We start from the raw sequence: 20946 nt of genomic DNA, 5'->3' as shown, positions 1-20946 counted from the left end.
CCCTGCTTTTATCAGTGTAAGGTTCCGTGCGGAGGGCTGTACAGCTCAGGGGGCGGAAATCAGGTGGACGATTGCATCCAGCAACAAGGGAACATACATGGCCGCCAGGCAGAGCTGTTCCCAAAGACCCTCACGGGCCACAGCCGTGCCCTGGAAGCGGTCTTTGTCCGAGAGGACAAACAGCGTGAAGAATACCAGCGCCAGCCCCAGGGCGGCAAAGCAGGCCCACGCCATAACCGGGGAGTCTGTCTCCAGCGCCAGCAGCGCCCGCCAGAGGGGTAGGAACAGCAGGGCGAAAAAGCCCAGGGCAGAGGCAATGCCGTGGATCAGGGCAGAGCGATCCGACAGATCTTTGGTGAGCCCGGTGGGAAACAGGGCAGCCAGGATACCGGCGCCCAGGGCGAAGCCGCCCAGGGACACGGCCAATCCCGCCGCCAGCCACCGGGAGGCCGGCGCCGCGCCGACGGCGTAGACGGCGGCAGTGGTCAAAAGCCATATCCCCAGCCACGCCAGCCACAGGCGGTAGACACGGGCCACGGGACCGCCCCTTCTGCCCAGAACGCTGACCGCCATGGTTCCAGGCCGATAGGCTGGATCCTTCCGGGCCAGCAGGCAGGGAAGCAGAAACTCTCCGCAGAGGGTAAGGATCAAAAGGGTCCAAAACCAGCGGGTATCTATACAGGCTGCCATTTGATTATTCAACTCCCCGTTCGTAAAGCCCCCGGGTGAAATCCCCCGCGGCGGGCGCGGCATCCAGATAGTTTTGCACGACGGACACGCACTCCTCCGCTGTCTCCGTGGTGAAGCGGAGACGGGCATAGGCCAGTCCCAGCCTGCGGTGCTCCGGCCGGTCCGCCAGATACAGCGGCTTGCTGTTCTGGATTTCCGTCCGGTGGCCGTAGGCGGGTAGCAGGGGAAAAGCGGCGCCGGTGCGGTCGACCAGAACATTGGGCTGGCCGCAGCGGCAGGGGCCGTCCTCCGGGACACAAAGGCCCTGCCGGTCCAGGCGGCAGCCGGTCTCGTTCTGCACCAGGCAGTTCTCCGTAATCATCAGGGGCAGGCGGCCGTAGACAATGGCCTCCGCCCGCAGCACCTTTTTCAGATCCCGGATCTGGGCGAACCGCAGCTCAAAGGACACGCAGGCGCTCTCCAGCTCCTTGTCCTTCAGATAGGCCAGGGACCGGGAATTGAACACATTCAGGCCGTAATCGCCGTAGAGATGGAAGTCCAGGCCCCGCACCAGGGGCAGATGGCCCAGATTTCCGATCAGAACACCGGTAAAGCCCAGAGCCCGGGCCCGCTCCAGCAAGGTGCGGAGCGCAGGCTCGTCCCGGTCCCGCCAGACCCGGGGCAGAACGGCGCACCACTCCGGGCCTTCTCCCGGGAGAGATTCCAGCCGGGAGACCTCTTCCAGCGGGATATAGACCCGGGCCGGGCAGCCCAGCTCCAGCAGGGCGGGGGAGAGCTGCTCCAGCCGGGTCACGGAAATGGTGAGCCGGGGCGCCTCCGCTGTGCAGTCGGCCTCCGGCAGGGGCGGCACCGGCAGCTCCCGGCGCTTGGGCGGCGCAGTGCGGGCGGCGGTGAGAGCCGCCAGCGCATCCCGCCGCAGGGCATTGACGGCACTGGCGGAGAGGGACAGCCCCTCATCTACCAGGGTGACCACGGTGTCGCAGCGGTAGGCGGTGCCGCCGGTCTTGCGGAGGCGGGCTTCCAGCTCCAGTCCATCCAGGGCCCGGGTCCGGGCGGCCTCCGGCACCGGGCCGGTGACCGTGACGCTGTGGCCGTCCCGGTCCGACACAGTCAGGGTGCAGGGCACCCCCGCGGAAACGGAGCAGGAGAGATCCACCGGCACCGTCCGCAGGCTGTCCCGTTCATAGGCCCGGCGGGCCTCCTCAAAGAGGTCCTTGGGGTCCGGAGCGTTCTCCGGACGGGTCCCGAACATGGCAGCGCCGTGTTTGCCCTGCCAGTACCAGTCGGTGAAGCCGGACCGGGAGAAGGCCTGCTCCAGCTCCGCCCGCTCGTCGGCGGTGGGACCACGGCCCTCCTCCAGCAGGCGGGCGTAGATGCGGGTGATGACGGCCACATACTCCGGCCGCTTCATGCGGCCCTCCAGCTTCACGCAGGATACGCCCATGGCCCCCATCTCCTCCAGCCGTCCGGCCAGACAGCTGTCTTTCAGGCTCAGGGGATATGCCTTTTTGGCGGGGGCGTTAACCCCGTAGGGCAGGCGGCAGGGCTGGGCGCAGCGGCCCCGGTTTCCGGAGCGGCCCCCGATCAGGGCGCTCATCCCGCACTGGCCGGAGTAGCACATGCACAGCGCCCCGTGGGCAAAGACCTCCACTTCCACAGGGCAGTTTTCACAGATCGTACGGGTGTCCTCCGCCGAACACTCCCGGGCAATGACCACCCGCTCGCAGCCGTCGGCGGCGATCTCCCGGGCACCGCCGGAGGTGAACAGGCTCATCTGGGTGCTGGCGTGGAGGGGCAGATCCGGCAGCGTCCGGCGCAGCAGGCCGAACAGCCCCCAGTCCTGCACCAGCACCGCGTCCACCCCCAGGCGGCCGGCCTGAACGGCTGTCTCCAGCGCCTGGGGCAGCTCCCGGTCCGTCACCAGGGTGTTCAGCGTCAGAAAGACCCGGACCCCCCGCTCGTGGCAGTAGGCCAGGGCGGCGGCGAACTCCTCATCAGAAAAATTTTTCGCGCCCCTACGGGCGTTGAAGGCGCCCCAGCCCAGGTACACCGCGTCCGCGCCGTTCTGGACCGCCGCCCGCAGAGCCTCCGGCGAACCGGCGGGGGCCAGCAGCTCCGGCCTCATCCCCGGTCCTTCCGGGCCTGGGCGTCCAGCTTCTGCTGGAGGCGGAAGACCTCCCGCTTCAGCTCGCTGGCCTCGCTCTGGGCCCTGCCGGCCTCGTCCAGATACCCCTTGATCTGGCCCCGGAGCTGCTCCGCCGCGGCCTGGGCCTTGAAGAGCTCGTCGGCAATGTTGACGGCGGTGAGGACGGCGGCATCCGTGCGGCCCACTTTGGAGCTGTCCAGGACCTCCGCCATTTTATCATTGACGTAGGCGCCCACCCGCTGCATGTAAGAAGAGGACTCCTCCGCAATGAAGGTGAGCTCCTCCCCGCAGATGTTGATGACCACGCGATTTGCCATAAACAACTTCCCCCTCGTCGGTAGATTGATCAGCGGCAGGGCAGATGCCGCCCATTATCATAAATTATAGTATATCATAGGAAAAAAGACAGCGCCACAGAAAAACGGGAGGTTTTAAAAAAATTCACATTTCCGCCAGAAGCTGGGGCAGGTGCGGACTTTTTCCGCCGGGGCTTGTCCTGCCGGGGAAAATCGTGTAGAATAGGGGAAGTTCAAAAAGAGGGGAGGAGCGGAGGATGCCCAGCTGTCTGGTACATACCGGGGATGAGAGCGTCACCCTGTCCGCGGCCACGGTGAAGCGGCTGCTGGACCGGGGCGACGGGGATGCGGCGCTGCTGTATCTGGCGCTGCTGCGGCGGCAGGGCACGGTACCGCCCCGGTCCCTGGCCGGGGAGCTGCGGTGGGACCGCGGCCGCATCGAGGCGGCGGAGACCGCCCTGCGGGAGCTGGGCCTGGTGGCCCCCGCGGAGACGCCGCCCGCCCCGGCGGAGGAGCGGCCCGTCTATCAGCGCGCCGACGTGGCGGAGCGGCTGGAGCACAGCAAGGCGTTCCAGGCCCTCACCCGGCAGGTGGAGGTGAAGCTGGGCAAAAAGCTGACCACCCCGGACGTGGGGATCCTGCTGGGACTGACGGACTATCTGGGCCTGCCGGAAGGCGTGGTCTATCTGCTGGTGTGCCACTGTGTAGAGCGGGTGCAGCGCCGATTCGGCGAGGGCCGCCGCCCCGGCATGAAGCAGATCGAAAAGGAGGGCTACGCCTGGGCCCGCATGGGGATCGACACCCAGGCGGCGGCGGATGCCTATCTCCGGACCTATGCCCAGCGCCAGGGGGTCCTGCCCCAGTATATGAAGGCGCTGCAGCTGGGGGACCGGCCCCCCGCGCCTTCGGAGGAGAAGTACATCCTCGCCTGGCAGGAGATGGGCTTTGGCCCGGAGGCCGTGGCCCTGGCCTATGACAAAACGGTGCTGAAGTGCCATGAGCTGAAGTGGGCCTATTGCAACGGCATTTTGAAGAAGTGGAACGAGGCGGGCCTCCACACGGTGGAGGAGATTCAGGCGGGGGACCGCCCGGCGGCCCGCAGGGGGGACCAGCAGTCCCCCAGGGACACGGAGACGGAGATGCGCAGATATATGCAGGAGCTGCATCGGAACAGGAGGTGATGAGCGGTGGCGTATGACGGAAAGGTGATGCGCTTGGCCCTCCAGCGGTTCGAGGAGGACCGCCAGAGGCGGCAGGCCCAGTATCAGGAGCGGCGGGAACGGATTTTTGCCCGCCAGCCCCGCCTGCGGGAGATCGACGGGGAGCTTCGCTCCACCATGAGCCGCATCATCACCAGTGCGCTCCGCCACGGCACGGACCCCCGGTCCGCGGTGGCAGTGCTGCGGGATGAAAATCTGAGCCTCCAGGCAGAGAAGCGGGAGCTTCTGCAGAAGATGGGCCTGCCGGAGGATGCTCTGGAGGAGACGCCCGCCTGCGCCCTCTGCGGGGACACGGGCTACCGCAACGGCCGGGTGTGCCGCTGCCTGCGGGGCTATTACGCCCGGGAGCAGCAGAAGGAGCTGTCCCGGATGCTGGACCTGGGGCACCAGAGCTTTGACACCTTCTCCACAGACTGGTACCCGGACCGCTATGGCCCGAACATCGGCATCACCGTCCGGCAGCACATGGAGATGATCTACGACATCTGCGCGGATTTTGCCCACCAGTTCGGCAAGCGCCCGGCGAACCTCCTGCTCTTCGGCGCACCCGGACTGGGAAAGACCCACCTCTCCGCCGCCATTGCCCGGGAGGTCAGCGAGAAGGGGCATTCGGTGGTTTATGACACCGCGGGCCACATCTTTGCACAATTCGAGCAGCAGAAGTTCACCCGGGAAGAGGAGGCCGACGACCACGTGGAGCGGGTGCTGAACTGCGATCTGCTGATTCTGGACGATCTGGGATCCGAGATGACCACATCCTTCGTTCAGAGCGCCCTGTACCAGATTGTCAACACCCGCCAGATGGAGCGCCGCTCCACCATCATCAGCACAAACCTGACGCCGGGAGAGCTGGCCCGGCGGTACACGCCCCAGATCGCCTCCCGGATTGAAGGGGAATATACCCTGCTGCCCTTTGCGGGAGAGGATATCCGGAAGCTGAAAAAGGAACGTGCCCGGGGGAATTGAATCGACATGGAAAAAGGTCCCGGCCAATGGCCGGGACCTTTTTGACTGCTGTTTTCGGATGGTCAGAACTGGGGGAGTTTCCGCACCACGGCGGCGCAGCGGGCGCAGAGGGTGGGGTGATCCGCGTCGGCGCCCACAGTGGGGCTGTGCATCCAGCACCGCTCGCACTTGTCGCCTCTGGCCTCGCTGACTTCCACGGTGAGGCCGGGGAAGTTGGCACCCTGGCCCACAGTGGAGGCGGCATCGGGCTCCGCACTGGAGACCTGGCAGTCGGAGACGATGAAGAGCTCTGCCAGGTTCAGGCCCATCACCTGCACCAGGGCGGCAGACGCCGCGTCGTCCCCAGCGTGGAGGGCCACGTGGGCCTCCAGGGCCTTGCCGATTTTCTTCTCGGCCCGGGCGGCCTCCAGCACGGCGTTCACGTCGTCGCGCAGCTTTTCCACGGCGGACCACTTCTCCATGGCGGTCTCATCCAGGGCGTAGTCGGTGAAGGGCTTGTTCATGTCGTTGAACACCACGTTCCGACCATCGTCGCCGCTGCGGTGGGGCATAGAGAGCCAGATCTCATCGCAGGTGAAGCACAGGATGGGGGCCATCAGCTTGGTCATGGTGTCCAGAATCAGGAACAGGGCGGTCTGGGCGCTGCGGCGCTTGGCGCCGTCCTTTTCCTCGCAGTACAGACGGTCCTTGATGATGTCCAGATAGAAGTTGGACATGTCCACCACGCAGAAGTCGTTCACCGCGTGGGTGACCACCAGGAACTCATAGTCGTTGTACGCCTTGGCGCACTTCTCCATCAGGGCGTTCAGGCGGGTGACGGCCCAGCGGTCCAGTTCCTCCATCTCCGCGGGCGCCGTCAGCTGGTCGGCGTCAAAGCCGTCCAGATTGCCCAGGCAGTACCGGGCGGTGTTGCGGAACTTGAGGTAGTTCTGGCTGAGCTGCTTGAAGATCTCGTGAGAGCAGCGGACGTCGGCGTGGTAGTCGGCGCTGGCGGCCCACAGGCGCAGCAGGTCCGCGCCATACTGGTTGATGATCTCTGCCGGGTCCATGCCATTGCCCAGGGACTTGTGCATGGCTCTGCCCTCGCCGTCCACGGTCCAGCCGTGGGTGACGCACTCCTTGAAGGGCGCGCCCTGGCCGAAGGCGCCCACGGCGGTCAGCAGCGCCGACTGGAACCAGCCGCGGTACTGGTCCAGGCCCTCCAGATACATGGTGGCGGGCCAGAAGCCCTGGTCCTTCTTCATGGCGGCGAAGTGGGAGGAACCGGAGTCGAACCAGCCGTCCAGGGTATCGGTCTCCTTGGTGAAGCCGGCTTTGGCACCGCAGTGGGGGCAGGCGAAGCCCTCCGGCAGGATCTCCTCCGCCTCCTTGGCGAACCAGGCGTTGGAGCCTTCGGCGGCGAAGAGCTTGGAGATGGCGTCGATGGTCTCATCGGTGCAGATGGGCTTGCCGCAGTCCTTGCAGTAGAACACGGGAATGGGCAGGCCCCACTTGCGCTGGCGGGAGATGCACCAATCGTTGCGCTCTCGGATCATGGACTTCATCCGGTCAATGCCCCAGCCGGGCACCCAGCGCACATCGTCGCACGCGGCGACGGCCTGTTCCTTGAAGGACTCCACGGAGCAGAACCACTGGGGCGTGGCCCGGAAGATGATGGGGCCCTTGCAGCGCCAGCAGTGGGGATAGCTGTGGATGATGTCCTCGCTGGCGAAGAGCATGCCGCTCTCCTTCATGTCCGCCAGGATGACGGGGTTGGACTCATCGGTCTTCATACCGGCGTACTTGCCGGCGTACTCCGTGTGGCGGCCCTGGTCGTCCACGGGAACTACCATCTCCACGCCGTAGCGCTTGCAGGTCTCGTAGTCATCCGCGCCGAAGCCGGGGGCCGTGTGGACGCAGCCGGTGCCGGAGTCCATGGTGACGTAATCCGCCAGCAGCAGGCGGGAGGTCTTGGGCAGGAAGGGGTGGTCCGCCAGCATGTTCTCAAAGAAGGCGCCGGGATGGGTCTCCGCCACCTCCCAGGTGTCGAAGCCGCCCAAGTGCATGACCTTCTCCACCAAAGCCTCGGCCATGATATAGGCCTCGCCGTTGGGGGCCTTCACCACAGCGTAGGACTCGTCGGGATGCAGGGCGATGGCCAGGTTGCCCGGCAGGGTCCAGATGGTGGTGGTCCAGATCACGAAGAACAGCTTGTCATAACCGGAAAGCTTTCCGCAATCGTCGTGCATGGGGAACTTCACATACACAGTGGTGCAAGGGTCGTCCTGATACTCGATCTCCGCCTCCGCCAGGGCGGTCTCGTCGTGGGGGCACCAGTAGACGGGCTTGAAATCCTTGTAGATATAGCCCTTCTTGTACATGGCACCGAACACCTTCACCTCCTCAGCCTCAAAGCCGGGGTTCATGGTGAGGTAGGGGTGCTCCCAGTCGCCGATGACGCCCATGCGCTTGAAGGCGTCCATCTGCACGCCCACATAATGCTGGGCAAAGTCATGGCAGGCGGAGCGGAAGTCCGGAATGCTCATAGCCTTGTGGTTCAGCTTGTTCTGCTTGATAATGGCGGACTCGATGGGCATACCGTGGTTGTCCCAGCCGGGGATATAGGGGGTGTAGTAGCCCCGCATGGCGTAGGATCGGGTGATGATATCCTTGAGGGCCTTGTTCATGGCGGTGCCCATGTGGATGCCGCCGTTGGAAAAGGGCGGGCCGTCGTGGAGATTGAAGAGGGGCTTGCCCTCGTTCTTCTTCAGCAGCTCGTTGTACACGTCCTGCTCCTGCCAGCGCTTGAGCATCTCCGGCTCCCGCTTGGGCAGGCCCGCCCGCATGGGGAAGTCGGTCTTGGGCAGATTGATGGTCTTGTTGTAGTCCATATCTTTCCTCCTATTTCCATTCTGTTTGCTGAATTTTTATTGATATTGGGTAATGACGGTTTTACAGCTCCGGCAGAGGTAAGCCCGGGGGCGGACAACCAGCCCCAGCTTTCCACCCAGAAGCAAATCTCCCTTCCTGGCGGGAAGGGGAAGGCCTGACACCTCCTCTGACCAGAAAACGGGGGAGCGGCTGCTGAGAAAGCCCTCCTGCATTTGCTGCTGACAATACGGACACTTCATAAAGCTCCTCCTGTTCCAGCTCCTATTTGCTATCTTTTTTGGAGGTTTCAATCAAGCTGCACGGGAAGGTGACAAGGCCGCATTCCCGGCAGAGCATGGCATGGGGAAATTCCGGGAACGGATCCCGTGTAAACACGCTGGTGGTGTCATCGCCAATGGGGCCCAGCTCCACGGTGTCTGTGGGGGCCCGAAAGAATCGGAGCTCCTGCTGCGTCCAGAAAGGGTAATTCCGGGTGTGCAGAGTTCCCTCTTCCATTTCCTTTCCGCAGTTTGGGCATTTCACCAGAATACACATCCCTTCAGAAAACAAAAACGCCTTGCCTCTTTTTCAAGAGACAAAGCGTTTGCAAACACTCTGCGGTACCACTCTCGCTGCTGCGCCCTTGCGGGAAACAGCCCCTCACAGCCCGCTGCCACGGGCCGATGCTGTAACGGGCATCAATCGTCCACGCTTACTCGCGTCGTCTTTCAGCAGGAGGCTCCAAGGTGATTTTCGCCGCAGCTCCCGTCCGCCTTGCACCAAACGGCGGCTCTCTTTGCAGGAGGGATGCCGGTTACTCGTCCTTTTCCACGCCGGAATGTTCCATTTACCGGACTATCGTATCACATTTTCGCCGTTTGTCAAGGCGGTTTTTGCAAAAGATACCCGTTTTAGCCCGGGGCGACCGTATCCGGGACCAAATCCCATCCCAGCCATCGGCCCTGCGCGTCATAGTTCCGGGCGGTGCGGCTGGCCCGGCAGTAGAGCTCCAGCACATCGTGACAGTATGCGGGCAGGGAGCCGACACCGGTGGACACCATCCGGCAGTTGCCCTCTATGCCGTCCAGGCGGCAGATGCCCTCGGCGTCCAGGGACCAGGAAAAGGAGTTCCCGGCCTGCGGATCGGAGAAGGTGACGGTATAGGTGGTCTCCGCATCCAGCGGCGCATCGGTGGGGACGATCACCGCCCCCTTCGAGGAGGGATATGGGCTGTTCCAGAGAAGGGACCAGAGATCCAGATAGGCCGCCTCCCCGGCACCGTCCATGGTCCAGCCGTCGGGGCCGGTAATGGACACATGGGGCAGGGCGGCCCCGCCAGCTGTGGGATCTGAAAGGGGGACTGTGTCTTCCAGCGAGGCCGGGACATAGACAAGGTCCATCTCAATCTCCAGGGCACCGTCCCGAAACGTCACGGCGCAGAACTGTTCCTGATCCTCGTCCGTGCCGTGATAGCGGTAGATCAGCCGGACCGGGCCGGGCCCCTCCTGCTCCACCGCAGCCAGGAACAGGCCCGATGCGTCGATGTATTCGGACGGCGTCACACAACAGATGGCGCCGTCTGTCCGCCGGAAGTAAAAGGAAAACGCGCCCTGCCACTCGGCGATCTCCCAGACCAGTTCCGCCGTTCCGTCCCCGTCCAGGTCCAGGGCCACCGGGTCCATCCTGGCGGTGAGGACCTGCAAGTCCCCGGCAGTGTCGAACCAGTAGTAATCATAGGAGTAAACGCCGGAGCAGTGCCCGTCGGTCCGCAGCAGAAAGCCATCGTGCCCCAGAATACCGGAGCAGGCGGTAAGGGCGGCGGTTTCCGCGTAATTGGGGCCCTGGTCCGCGCCGCGGTACAGGCGGGCAAATCGGATCCACCCGGCGCCAGGGCGCAAAAAAGCGCCATCGATCAGGCCCTCCGCTGTAACGTAGAGCCTGACGATGGTGTTGTCTTTTAATGTACATTCCGCCAGAACGGATGCCATCTCCGCCTGGTCCACAGGGTCCAGGGTGCCGCCCCCCACCCGGACGGGATTGGCAGACGCCCGGGTATCCACCGGCTCCAGGTCCAACAGGGAGATAATCTGGACCGGCGTCTCTTCATAGAGCAGGGATTCCTCCTCCAGCGTCTGCGGAGGAGGGACTTCGCCGGGCGGAGCGGCGGGGGAGCGGGCGGCGGCAAAGACCGTCAGTGCGGTGGCCAGCAGGAGACACAGCAGTGCTGGCCCGCGTTTTTGCCACATGGATCAAAAAGCCTCCTTAGGCGGCTGAAGCCGCCGGGATATGGACGAAAAGGCCCCGCAGGGTCATTGATAACGGTATTGCTTGCAGGCGTATTGGTCCACGCAGCTCAAAAACATCTCGTGGCTGCGGAACTCCAGCAGCTGGCAGTCCTTCTCCTCGTGGAAGGAGACAATGCGCCGCTTGGTATCCACCCACATGCGCCAGAGCGTGGCGGCAGCCGGATTTTGCTCCATGGAAAAAGGCCCCCTTTGATGTAAAATCTCCCTCTGCTTTATAAGACGATCAAGAATGCCGTTTTGTTTCACGGAGGACCAAAAAATTTTTGAAGCTCCGTGTCAGGAGACTTCGGTCTGGCGCTCCATCTCTGCTGCAACGTCTGCCCGGAAGGCATCCCAGGCATCCGGATGCTCCACATAATAGAGGGGACACAGCTTCTCCGTCACGTCGTAGTGGCGGATCACATCAGTGTCCGGATCCAGATCGAAGGTCCGGCACAGCCAGGCCGTCAGCTCCACCACCTGCTGGTAGGCGGCCGGGGAGAATGCCCCGGTCTCGTCCGGGTGGCAGACCTCGATGGCCACGGTGTCCTCGTTGCGGATATTGGAGGCGTAGGCGATCTCCGTCAGGGGAATGCACTGGATGACCTCACCCTCCAGCCCCACGATGAAGTGGCTGGAGGCGTATGTCTCCGTCTCCCCAGAGGACAGGGATTCAAAGTAGTTCCGGTTGGCCTTCGCCGTGGTGCCGGGGTTGCCCACGTAGTGGATCACAATCCCATCGATCTTCTCCAGGGGCGTGCCGGGCCGGGACCAGGGGTTCACGGTGAGGAGGTCCGCCTGCACATAGTCCGGCACCTCCACGCCCTCTCCCGGAAGGCCCCGGCCGGCCCACAGCCAGACGGCGGCGCCCACAGCGGCAAAGATCAGCAGCAGGCATAAAGCGGCAAAACGGGGATTCCGGCGCCGCCGCGTTCTTGCCCCCCTCATGCCGGGGAGACCATGGCGGAAGTGGTGTCCTCCGTGTAGACCACCGCATTCTCACCCGTGTGCGGAACCTCCTGCCAGATGGAGGAGCCGTCCGCCCCATAGTCCTCCGGATACAGCTGCCGGTAGGTGACGAGATCTGCCCTCGTCACCAGGCCGAGGCGCTCCAGGCAGTCCACCGTCTCCGTCATGGCAGGGGTCACATGGACAGAGATCCAGTCGTAACGCTCCTTGTCTGCACTTTCAAAGTCCAGCCCCAGGTCCATGGCATAGCTGCTGCCGCTGTCGCCGGAGAACCAGTCGTAATCCCCCCAGTTCCCGGCGGTCAGATCCCGGCCCACTGCCTTGAGAATGGCGTCACCCTCCCGGCTGCCCAGTTCGTAGCCCTCGCCACGAGTGTCAATGTACAGGCTGCCGCCGCTCACCGTCCAGAAATCGTCATCCAGATGGAGGCGCCGGGCTTTTACAGTATCGCTGTTCACGAACTGGTCCAGCAGATAATCATAGGTCTCTGGCTGGGCCAGTCGGTCCCGGGTAATGAGCAGGGAGTACCAGCGGTCTATCCGGGTGCCGCTTTTCAGAGTATAGGTGAGATTCAGGCCGGTGTATGCCGTGTTGGGGGTCTCATCCTCAGACCAGGTGGAAGATCTGCGGGCCTCCATCTCCCGAACATAGGATTCGTCGGCAACCACCGTTTGATGGAGGGCCCTGACCTGCTCCAGCAGGTCCGCGTCCTTCTCCGGCGTGAGCGTGTAGGTGTTGTCGGCAATCCGGATCTCCAGGGTCTGGATCTGGGAGGCCTCCGGCACCCGGTCCGCCACACCCAGCAGGTCGAAATGCAGCACACAGCAGACCAGGGCACAGCCCGCCAGCACAATGCCCAGGCCCTTCCAGCTGCCCCGGAACACCTTGAAGGCCTTGGCCAGCAGCATGGAGGCGCCGTAATACCCGATGGCCCCTGCCGCCAGCAGGCAGACCACCATGGGCAGCGTGTCGTAGTATTCCCCCTGCTGGAAGCCATACCAGAACAGGGAGTAGAGGAACTGGCCGCCCAGCAGGGCACAGAGCCCTGCCACACCGTACCGGAACACCGGCCGCAGCCAGCCCACGGCCACCACGTCGCCGGCGGTCTCACTGCGGCGCCTGCGGTAGAGGATGAGGGCCAGGGCAGCCAGCGCCAGTCCTACCAGGGCGTAGACGCCGATCAGCCAGAAGCTCTCCAGGTCTGCGGAGGTCAAAAGGCGGGAGGTGTAAGGCGTTCCATCGGGGAACGTCTGCTGGACCTCCACATACTGCCGGGCGCACCGGACGTTGTTGACCAGATACACGGTGGGGGAGAGCCATTCCACCACCCCGGTGTAATAAGTGGAAAAGCCGAAGATGAACCCTTGGGCGAAGGAGGAGATCAGCCAGTCCAGCAGCACCGCCAGGAAGTGGAGCAGGGCGTACAGCGGCGGCATGGTAAAGGCGTTGCCGGTGATGAAGGCCACGAAGGTGGCGCTGGAGAAGTAGAAGAAGCTCTCACCCAGCACTGCCAGGACGGTGACGGCCAGCCCCTTGGCGTCAAAGGCCCCGCCGCACAGGGAGACCACGACGCACAGGACCCCGGTGACCGCGTAGGGAATCAGGGTCATGGAGAGGCCGGAGAGGAAGTTGGTGAGGAACAGCCCTTCCCGCCGGATAGGCAGGGTGTGCATCAGCCCCACGCTGCGGGCGTTGTATAGATAGCTCCACACCGCCATGGCACAGAGGGCGGCGTAGACCAGATTGATGACGGGCACGGCGCTCACCGCATCATAGTACATACCGGTGAAGTCCGGTGCGGAGAGGACGTTCCAGCCCCGGTGCACCATATCCAGCAGCACCGCCAGAGGGAACAGAGCGCCGATAAAGGACGCCAGGCCCCACAGCGGCCAGAACCGGGTCAGGTTCTTGCGGAACAGCGTGGCGTTAAAGTACGATGTCTTTGACTGCATAGTCCGCACCTCCCAGCTCATAAATAAAGATCTCCTCCAGGGTCAGGGGCACTGCGTCCACCAGCAGGGGACTGTACGCCGCCAGACGGTCCTCTGCCTCCTGGGCGCTCATCCGCATGATGAAGGTATGGATGCGGCCGATTTGGCTGGCGTGGAGCACCGGCAGGTCCGACGGCACCTCCGTCATCCCGTCGGGGAACACCACCTGCAGCTTTACCATGTTGTCCTGCAGCTGGGCCAGGGACCGCTCCAGCAGCACGCGGCCGTGGTCCATGATGCCCACGTGGTCGCAGACGTCCTCCAGCTCCCGCAGGTTGTGGGAAGAAACCAGCACCGTGGTGCCTCGCTGGGCCACATCCGCCAGCACCAGAGACCACACCTGCCGGCGCATCACCGGGTCCAGACCGTCCACCGGCTCATCCAGGATCAGGTAGTCCGGCATGCAGCACAGGGCCAGCCAGAAGGCCGCCTGCTTCTGCATACCCTTGCTGAGGCGGCGGATAGGCCGTTTTTCATCCAGCTGAAAGACCTCCTTCAGCTTTTCATACCGCTCCATGGAAAAAGCGGGATAAAATCCGCGGTAAAAGCGCATCATATCCCGAATGGAGGACTGAAGGAAGTAGTACCAGTCGTCAGGGATGGCGGCGATCCGCGCCTTCAGGGCGGCGTTCTCCCACACATCCTCGCCGCCGATGCGCACCGTGCCCGCGTCCTGGCGGAAGATGCCCGTCAGGTGGCGGATCAGGGTGGACTTACCGGCGCCGTTGGGACCCACCAGGCCGTAGACGCTGCCCGCCGGCACCGACAGCGCGGCGCCGTCCAGGGCTGCGAAGCCGTCGAACCGCTTCACCAGGCCATTCACTTCGATCATGACGGACTCGCCTCCTTCACCAGATTCAGCAGCTCCTGCTGGCTTACCCCTAGATACCGCAGCTCGGAGAGGAGCTCCCGCACCTGGGTCAGCAGCTCCGCCCGCCGGGCGGAGTCCGCCGCCGCGTTCGCGGCGGCGAAGCTTCCCTTGCCGGGGACCGAGTAGATGTATCCCTCGCCCTCCAGCTCGTTATAAGCTCGCTGGATGGTATTGGGATTGATGGCCAGCTGGGCGGCCAGCGCCCGCACTGAGGGCAACTTTTCGTCCGCGCTCAGCGCACCGGTGACGATCAGCTTCCGCAGTCCGTCCCGGATCTGCTCGTAAATGGGCCGGGAGTCCCGATAATTCAGGCTGATCATCCGCTCACCTTCCCTTCCGCGGGGCCGCGGTGCAGCCCCTGCAACTGTATTAACCGTATTAGTACGGTTAGATTATCATGAGAAGAAGCGGTTTGTCAAGCCCATTCGGGGGACAAAAACGGGGAATTTTCCGCCGATCCGGGGAAAACTCCACATTTTTATCTTTACAACTGGGAATTTCTGTGGTATCATGCAACAGCACGTGTATGTGCGGCCCCAGCCCTTCGCTCCGTGGACTTTCACCGATCCCGGGGCGCAGCCCTGCGGGTATATATGAAGAAAGGTGGAAATTTTCATGCTGCGCAAAGAACAGAAGACCGCGATCATCGACGCCAACCGCACCCACGAGGGGGACACCGGCTCTCCCGAGGTCCAGGTGGCCATCCTCACCGAGCGGATCAACGTGCTGACCGAGCACATGCGGAACAACCCCCAGGACAAGCATTCCAACCGCGGCCTGCTGCAGATGGTCGGCAAGCGCCGCCGTCTGCTGGACTACCTCCAGAAGAAGGACATCGAGCGCTATCGTGCCCTCATCGCCAAGCTGGGCATCCGGAAGTGAGTCAATGTGGAGGGTGGTGCGCCTTTGCCGCACCACCCTCTTCCCGCATTCTTTCAACGCCCGCGGGCAGGCCGATCTTTTAGCAGTTGAAGGAGGGACCGGGGATCCGGCCGTTGCTTCAAGTGCTAAATGGTTTGGCTCCCGCGGAGATCATACGAAAAAGGAGACCAGACATGTCAACCATTATCACCAAGAGACAATTCCCCAACTACCACAAGTACGAGATGGAGCTGGCGGGCCGCCCCCTGACCATGGAGGTGGGCAAGCTGGCGGAGCTGGCCAACGCCGCCGTCATGGTGGGCTACGGCGACACCCGGGTGCTCTGCTGCGTCACTGCGGCGCCCCGCCCCCGGGACGGCATCGACTTCTTCCCCCTGAGCGTAGATTTTGAGGAGAAGCTGTACTCCGTGGGCCGCATCCCCGGTTCCTTCAACCGGCGGGAGGGCCGCCCCGGCGAGAAGGGCATCCTAACCAGCCGTGTCATCGACCGGCCCATCCGGCCCCTGTTCCCCTCCGACTTCCGCAATGACGTGTCCGTCATGTGCACGGTCATGAGCGTGGACCACGACTGCACGCCAGAGATCGCCGCCCTGATCGGCACCTCCGCCGCCCTGGCCATCTCCGACATCCCCTGGAACGGCCCCGTGGGCGCCCTGAAGGTGGGCCTTGTGGACGGCAAGCTGGTGTTCAACCCCGACAGCGAGCAGCGCAAGGTCAGCGACCTGGACGTCACCGTGGTCTCCACCCGCAAAAAGGTGGTCATGATCGAGGCCGGCGCCAACGAGGTCCCCAACGACAAGATGTTCGAGGCCATCAAGATGGCCCATGAGGAGAACCAGAAGATCATCGCCCTGATCGATCAGATGGTCTCCGAGGTGGGCAAGCCCAAGTTTGAGTATCCTCACGCGGATTTCAACCAGGAGCTGTTCGACAAGATCGTGGCGGACTTCATGGACGAGGCCAAGGCCGCCATGGACACCGACGACAAGAACATCCGGGAGGCCCGCTGGAACGCCATGATCGAGAAGTGGCACGAGAAGTATCTGGAGGAATATCCGGATATGGACCAGTACCTGGAGGAGTTCACCTACAAGTTCCAGAAGAAGATCGTCAAGCAGTGGCTTCTGGAGGGCCACCGCGTGGACGGCCGCCAGAAGAACGAGATCCGGCCCCTGGCCGCCGAGGTGGGCGTGCTGCCCCGGACCCACGGCTCCGGCCTCTTCACCCGTGGCCAGACCCAGGTGCTTTCCGTCTGCACCCTGGACACCCTCTCCGCCAACCAGAAGCTGGACACCATCTGGGAGGAGACGGAGAAGCGGTATATGCACCACTACAACTTCCCCGGCTACTCCGTAGGCGAGGCCAAGCCCGCCCGTTCCCCCGGCCGCCGGGAGATCGGCCACGGTGCTCTGGCGGAGCGGGCTCTGGTGCCCGTGCTCCCCTCTGTGGAGGAGTTCCCCTACGCCATCCGCGTGGTGTCTGAGGTGTTGAGCTCCAACGGCTCCACCTCCCAGGGCTCCATCTGCGGCTCCACCCTGGCCCTGATGGACGCCGGCGTGCCCATCAAGGCCCCTGTGGCCGGCATCTCCTGCGGCCTGATCCAGGACGACGACGGCTCCTTCACCACCTTCATCGACATCCAGGGCGTGGAGGATTTCCACGGCGAGATGGACTTCAAGGTGGGCGGTACCAAGAAGGGCATCACCGCCATCCAGATGGACCTGAAGAACGACGGCCTCACCATGGAGATCATCAAGGAGGCCCTGGACATCACCTATGACGCCCGGTGCGAGATCCTGGATCAGATCATGCTGCCCGCCATCTCCGAGCCCCGCAAGGAGGTCAGCAAGTACGCGCCCAAGATGCTGACCATGCACATCGACCCCTCCAAGATCCGGGAGGTCATCGGCTCCGGCGGCAAGGTCATCCAGAAGATCGTGGCCGACACCGGCGCCAAGATCGACATCAACGACGACGGCTCCATCTTCATCGCCGGCGTGGACGCCGCCAGCTGCGACGCCGCCAAGAAGTGCATTGACGACATTGTGTTCGTCCCGGAGGTGGGCGCGCTGTACTACGGCCGCGTGGTGCGGCTGATGACCTTTGGCGCCTTCGTGGAGCTGGCCCCCGGCAAGGACGGACTGGTCCACATCTCCAAGCTGGCGGACCACCGGATCGAGAAGGTGGAGGACGCCTGCAAGGTGGGCGACATGATGTGGGTGAAGGTCACCGACATTGACGAGAAGGGCCGTGTCAACCTCTCTCACAAGGATGCTGTGAAGGAGATCAAGGCCAAGGAAGCCGCCGGCGAGCGGATCAAATAACGAGGTCTCCATCCTGTTCCATTCCCTGTCAACTGGAAGCGTCCGGGCGCATCGTGTACCCGGACGCTTTGGACGAAAGACGGCGGCTGCCTCTGGCAGCCGCCGCCTTTTTTTCGTTGCCTGCAGTTCATCGTTCCCTACTTCGCGGAAGTCTCTGCCTGAGCGGCCCGATACAGGAATGTGGCGATCTGACCCCGGGTACAGGGAGTGTCCGGGGAGAATGTGGTCTCCGTGGTACCGCTGGCGACACCGTTCTCCACCGCCCACAACACCGCCTGGTCAGCGTACCAGTAGAGGGGCTGTCCGTGTCCGTCTCCGTCCCCGAAGGGGACGTCGGCAAAGGGAAATTCTCCTTCCATATCCGGGCTGCCGGCGGCGCGCCACAGGAAGAATACCGCGTCCAGCCGGGTACACACCGCATGGGGCGCAAAGGTCCCGAATCCCCACATATCCTTCTCTGCAGCCCACTGGACGGCTCCGTAGTAGTAGGCGCTGGGATCCGTCACATCCATGAACTGCTGTTCTGCCAGCGCGGGTTTCGGCTCGCCGGCCGCCCGCCATAGGAACACGGCCAGCTGGGCCCGGGTACAGGGCGCATCGGGGGAGAAGGTGGACGCTGTGGTGCCGTTGGTGACGCCGGTTTCTGCGGCCCATAAAATGGCATCATAGTAGGGGGAGGTCTCCTGCACATCAGTGAAGGGGCTGGCAAAGGCCAACGCGGGCAGGGGCAACCCTAGGCACAGGGACAGCGACAGACAGAGCGCAAAAACGTGCGCTTTCATGCTGTATTCCTCCTTTTCTGTATCTTTGCGGCTCGTTCGGCGCGGCTGTCAGTCGTGAAAGCAGAACCGGCGGGCGGCATCATGATTTCCAACGGCATTTGGTTTTGATGGCTGCATTATATCACCGCGTACCCGAAAACACAAGGAGGCCCCAGCGCCCGTCCTCGTTCTCGTCAGGACAACTGCGGGGCGGTTACAGCGCCGCGCCCAGCTGCCGGGCGGCCTCCAGCTGCTCCGGATGGGCCTGGATATCCCCGACGGCCATGTTTCCGCCGGCGTATACAATGCCCGCATCCTTCCAGCCCAGGCAGTCCAGCAGCGCCTTGTAATAGGCCCGCACCGGGGCGAAATTCTCCTCCGTGTCGCCTTCCGCCGCCATCAGAAGCACCGCGTCCTTGACCGGATTTGCCAGATCGGGGCCCAGTTCCGCCACCGCGAACAGCCGGTCAAAGGCGCATTTCAGTTGTCCGGAGATGCTCCAGTAATACATGGGCGAGGCCAGCACCACCACATCCGCGGCCATGTAGGCCGGATACACGGCGTCCATGCCGTCCCGCTGGACACAGGGGTGCCGGGGATCCCTTCCGCCGCCCAGGCAGCCCCGGCAGCCGTGGATGTCCAGAGCGGCCAGATCGAACCGGGCGATGGTGTGGCCCGCCGCCTCCGCTCCGGCAGTAAACGCGTCGATCAGCGCCGCAGTGTTTCCGTGGATGCGGGGGCTGCCGTTGAGAATCAGAATCTGCTTTGACATCAGAATCGCTCCTTTTTTCTTGATGTCCCCAGTATCCTATGATATTCTCTGTTTGTAAAGTACGCACATCGGTGTAAGATACTAACCAAAAGGAGAGCATAAAATGGAGCCATGCATCACGGCGGGCACCGGGATTGAAGAGACGGGCTTCGGCTACACCATGTCCCTGGTGAGCGGTAAGTACAAGATGATTATTCTCTACTGGCTGGCGGAGTACAGCGTTCTGCGGTACAATGAGCTGAAGCGGCGCCTGGGGACCATCTCCCACAAGACGCTGAGTCTCTCCCTGAAGGAGCTGGAGGCGGCCGGCCTGGTGCAGCGGGAGGAGTATCCCCAGATTCCGCCCAAGGTGGAGTACAGCCTTTCGGAGCGGGGGCGGTCCCTCATCCCCATTTTGGACGCTATGTGCATCTGGGGCGAGGAGAACCGTCCCGGCGGGAAGGGAGCGTGAGGCAGATGGATGTGATCGCGGCAATCGCCACTGGAAGCGCCGCCACCGCCATCGGAATCGTCCGGGTGTCGGGAGACGGGTGCTTCGCCCTGTGCGGGCGGGTGTTCCGGGCGGCTGGCGGCCGTCCCTTTGCCGCCCAGGAGCCCCGGAAAATGGTGTTCGGAGAGATGCTGGACCGGGCGGGCCGGGTCATTGACCGGGGCCTTGCGGTGCGGTTCCCGGGGCCGGGCAGCTACACCGGGGAGGACTGCGCAGAGTTCCACTGCCACGGCTCCCCCGTGGTGCTGCGGGAGCTGCTGTCTGCCCTCTTCGCTGCCGGGGCCCGGCAGGCCCAGGCGGGGGAGTTCACCAAGCGGGCGTTTTTGAACGGCCGGATGGACCTGACCCAGGCGGAGGCGGTGGTGGACCTGATCGACGCGGAGACCGCCGCCGCGGCCAGAAACGCCGCCGCCCAGCTGGACGGCGGCCTGCGCCGGGTGCTGGAGCCGGTCCAGGAGGAGCTGCTGGAAGTCACCTCCCGGTTTTACGCGGTGGTGGACTACCCGGACGAGGACATTCAGGATGTGCGGCCGGAGGAGATCGCCGCTGCCCTCCGGTCCGCCGCTGGGCGGCTGGAGCGGCTGCTGGACACCTGCCGCCGGGGACAGGTACTGAAATCCGGCGTCCGCACGGCTATTGTGGGCCGGCCCAACGCGGGCAAGTCTTCGCTGCTCAACGCCCTGGCGGGGTATGAGCGGGCCATCGTCACCGACATCCCCGGCACCACCCGGGACACGGTGGAGGAGTCCGTACTCTGCGGCGGGGTCCTGCTGCGGCTCATCGATACCGCCGGCATCCGGGCCACGGAGGACCCGGTGGAACAGCTGGGGGTGGAGCGGAGCCGGAGAGCCATCGCCTCCGCGGAGCTGGTGCTGGCGGTGGTGGATGGTGCGGTGCCGGAGGACCCGGAAGAGGGATCTCTGCTGGCGGATGTGGCCCGGTGCGGAGTTCCTTGGCTCCTGGTGTTCACTAAGCGGGATATGGCGGGGGGGCTGCGGACGGCTGGGGCGGTCTTTCCCGCCGGAGAGGGCCCTCTGGCCCCGCCTGCCGCCGTGGTGTCCCTGTCCTCCGTCACTGGCGAGGGACTGGAGGACCTGGGAAACGCCGTAGCAGCCCTGTTTCCCGCCGGGGACCCGGGGGAGGCGGGCAGCCTGCTGACCGACCGGCGGCAGGAGGACGCCGCCCGCCGGGCCCTGGACGCAGTCCGCCGGGCTTTGGAGGCCCTGGAGACCGGAATGACCCCGGATGCGGTGCTCACAGACGCGGAGGAGGCCCTGGACGCGCTGGGAGAGCTGACAGGCCGCACGGCGAAGGAGGAGATTGTCTCCCGCATTTTTTCCCGATTCTGTGTGGGAAAATAACTGCTAACAGAAAATGCAATACCGGACCCTGGAAAACGTGATTTACAAAATCAGATTTGCGTGGTATACTAC

Annotated in this window: 20 protein-coding genes and 1 other annotated feature; of the genes, 6 read left to right on the top strand and 14 right to left on the bottom strand. The window is 63.9% G+C overall.

The window, feature by feature from the left end:
• Positions 1–45: 45 nt before the first annotated feature.
• From OCV80_RS13070 to OCV80_RS13060, 3 genes are read right to left on the bottom strand one after another with little or no spacing between them, the layout of a single operon-like run.
• A complete protein-coding gene (locus tag OCV80_RS13070; protein WP_158629766.1) occupies positions 46–690 on the bottom strand; it encodes a DUF998 domain-containing protein in 645 nt (214 codons plus the stop codon).
• Positions 691–694: 4 nt separating this feature from the next.
• Positions 695–2815: a U32 family peptidase gene (locus OCV80_RS13065; RefSeq protein WP_136891306.1), complete on the bottom strand. Its 2121-nt coding sequence runs from the start codon at positions 2813–2815 to the stop codon at positions 695–697.
• Positions 2812–3153 carry a cell division protein ZapA gene (locus tag OCV80_RS13060; protein WP_021751185.1) on the bottom strand — a complete coding sequence of 114 codons (342 nt, stop codon included), beginning with the start codon at positions 3151–3153 and terminating at the stop codon, positions 2812–2814. The genes OCV80_RS13065 and OCV80_RS13060 overlap by 4 nt, the downstream gene beginning before the upstream one ends.
• 236 nt (positions 3154–3389) lie before the next feature.
• On the opposite strand from OCV80_RS13060, the gene OCV80_RS13055 reads away from it, so the two are divergent.
• Positions 3390–4313: a DnaD domain protein gene (locus OCV80_RS13055; protein ID WP_119311854.1), complete on the top strand. Its 924-nt coding sequence runs from the start codon at positions 3390–3392 to the stop codon at positions 4311–4313.
• Positions 4314–4319: 6 nt separating this feature from the next.
• Positions 4320–5318 carry an ATP-binding protein gene (locus tag OCV80_RS13050; protein WP_267288457.1) on the top strand — a complete coding sequence of 333 codons (999 nt, stop codon included), beginning with the start codon at positions 4320–4322 and terminating at the stop codon, positions 5316–5318.
• Between the two features lie 62 nt (positions 5319–5380).
• Here the strand turns inward: OCV80_RS13050 and ileS are convergent, their stop codons facing one another.
• The 9 genes from ileS to OCV80_RS13015 form a co-directional block, all read right to left on the bottom strand.
• Positions 5381–8188 (bottom strand): isoleucine--tRNA ligase, encoded by a 2808-nt coding sequence (gene ileS, locus OCV80_RS13045; protein WP_021750459.1) that lies wholly within the window; start codon positions 8186–8188, stop codon positions 5381–5383.
• Positions 8189–8224: 36 nt separating this feature from the next.
• Complete coding sequence (locus OCV80_RS16635; protein ID WP_021750458.1) at positions 8225–8428, bottom strand: PF20097 family protein; 204 nt, start codon at positions 8426–8428, stop codon at positions 8225–8227.
• A 22-nt stretch (positions 8429–8450) separates the two neighbouring features.
• The gene (locus OCV80_RS16630; RefSeq protein ID WP_036630943.1) at positions 8451–8723 is read right to left on the bottom strand and encodes a PF20097 family protein; all 273 of its coding nucleotides are present in this window, start codon (positions 8721–8723) and stop codon (positions 8451–8453) included.
• A gap of 33 nt (positions 8724–8756) precedes the next feature.
• Positions 8757–9008: a binding site (T-box leader), on the bottom strand.
• Between the two features lie 71 nt (positions 9009–9079).
• Positions 9080–10414, bottom strand: a complete 1335-nt coding sequence (locus OCV80_RS13040; RefSeq protein ID WP_021750456.1) for a hypothetical protein — start codon at positions 10412–10414, stop codon at positions 9080–9082.
• Between the two features lie 63 nt (positions 10415–10477).
• The gene (locus OCV80_RS13035) at positions 10478–10648 is read right to left on the bottom strand and encodes a hypothetical protein (RefSeq protein WP_170180091.1); all 171 of its coding nucleotides are present in this window, start codon (positions 10646–10648) and stop codon (positions 10478–10480) included.
• A 102-nt stretch (positions 10649–10750) separates the two neighbouring features.
• A complete protein-coding gene (locus OCV80_RS13030) occupies positions 10751–11401 on the bottom strand; it encodes a peptidoglycan recognition protein family protein (protein ID WP_021750454.1) in 651 nt (216 codons plus the stop codon).
• The gene (locus OCV80_RS13025; RefSeq protein WP_145985120.1) at positions 11398–13374 is read right to left on the bottom strand and encodes an ABC transporter permease; all 1977 of its coding nucleotides are present in this window, start codon (positions 13372–13374) and stop codon (positions 11398–11400) included. Before OCV80_RS13025 ends, OCV80_RS13030 begins: the two co-directional genes overlap by 4 nt.
• Entirely contained in the window at positions 13349–14245 is an 897-nt protein-coding gene (locus OCV80_RS13020; protein ID WP_021750452.1) for an ABC transporter ATP-binding protein, read from the bottom strand. Before OCV80_RS13020 ends, OCV80_RS13025 begins: the two co-directional genes overlap by 26 nt.
• Positions 14242–14604 carry a GntR family transcriptional regulator gene (locus OCV80_RS13015; RefSeq protein ID WP_119311850.1) on the bottom strand — a complete coding sequence of 121 codons (363 nt, stop codon included), beginning with the start codon at positions 14602–14604 and terminating at the stop codon, positions 14242–14244. Before OCV80_RS13015 ends, OCV80_RS13020 begins: the two co-directional genes overlap by 4 nt.
• A gap of 295 nt (positions 14605–14899) precedes the next feature.
• Between OCV80_RS13015 and rpsO the strand changes: the two genes are divergently transcribed.
• On the top strand, positions 14900–15166 hold the full coding sequence (rpsO, locus tag OCV80_RS13010) for a 30S ribosomal protein S15 (protein WP_021750449.1): 267 nt from the start codon (positions 14900–14902) through the stop codon (positions 15164–15166).
• Positions 15167–15339: 173 nt separating this feature from the next.
• Positions 15340–17490, top strand: coding sequence for a polyribonucleotide nucleotidyltransferase (locus OCV80_RS13005; RefSeq protein WP_119311849.1), 2151 nt, complete (start codon positions 15340–15342; stop codon positions 17488–17490).
• A 137-nt stretch (positions 17491–17627) separates the two neighbouring features.
• On the opposite strand, the gene OCV80_RS13000 is transcribed toward OCV80_RS13005, so the two are convergent.
• A complete protein-coding gene (locus tag OCV80_RS13000; RefSeq protein WP_136891305.1) occupies positions 17628–18272 on the bottom strand; it encodes an S-layer homology domain-containing protein in 645 nt (214 codons plus the stop codon).
• A gap of 193 nt (positions 18273–18465) precedes the next feature.
• Positions 18466–19023 (bottom strand): flavodoxin family protein, encoded by a 558-nt coding sequence (locus tag OCV80_RS12995; protein ID WP_136891304.1) that lies wholly within the window; start codon positions 19021–19023, stop codon positions 18466–18468.
• 103 nt (positions 19024–19126) lie between these two features.
• Between OCV80_RS12995 and OCV80_RS12990 the strand changes: the two genes are divergently transcribed.
• Both OCV80_RS12990 and mnmE read left to right on the top strand, forming a co-directional pair.
• A complete protein-coding gene (locus OCV80_RS12990; protein ID WP_136891303.1) occupies positions 19127–19474 on the top strand; it encodes a winged helix-turn-helix transcriptional regulator in 348 nt (115 codons plus the stop codon).
• 5 nt (positions 19475–19479) lie between these two features.
• Complete coding sequence (mnmE, locus tag OCV80_RS12985) at positions 19480–20874, top strand: tRNA uridine-5-carboxymethylaminomethyl(34) synthesis GTPase MnmE (RefSeq protein WP_136891302.1); 1395 nt, start codon at positions 19480–19482, stop codon at positions 20872–20874.
• The last annotated feature ends 72 nt before the right edge of the window (positions 20875–20946 follow it).

Source organism: Oscillibacter acetigenes, from assembly GCF_025567605.1.
Taxonomy (GTDB): domain Bacteria; phylum Bacillota; class Clostridia; order Oscillospirales; family Oscillospiraceae; genus Oscillibacter; species Oscillibacter welbionis.
The sequence above is the reverse complement of the archived record's forward strand: the minus strand, read 5'-3'. Positions and strand labels throughout refer to the sequence as shown.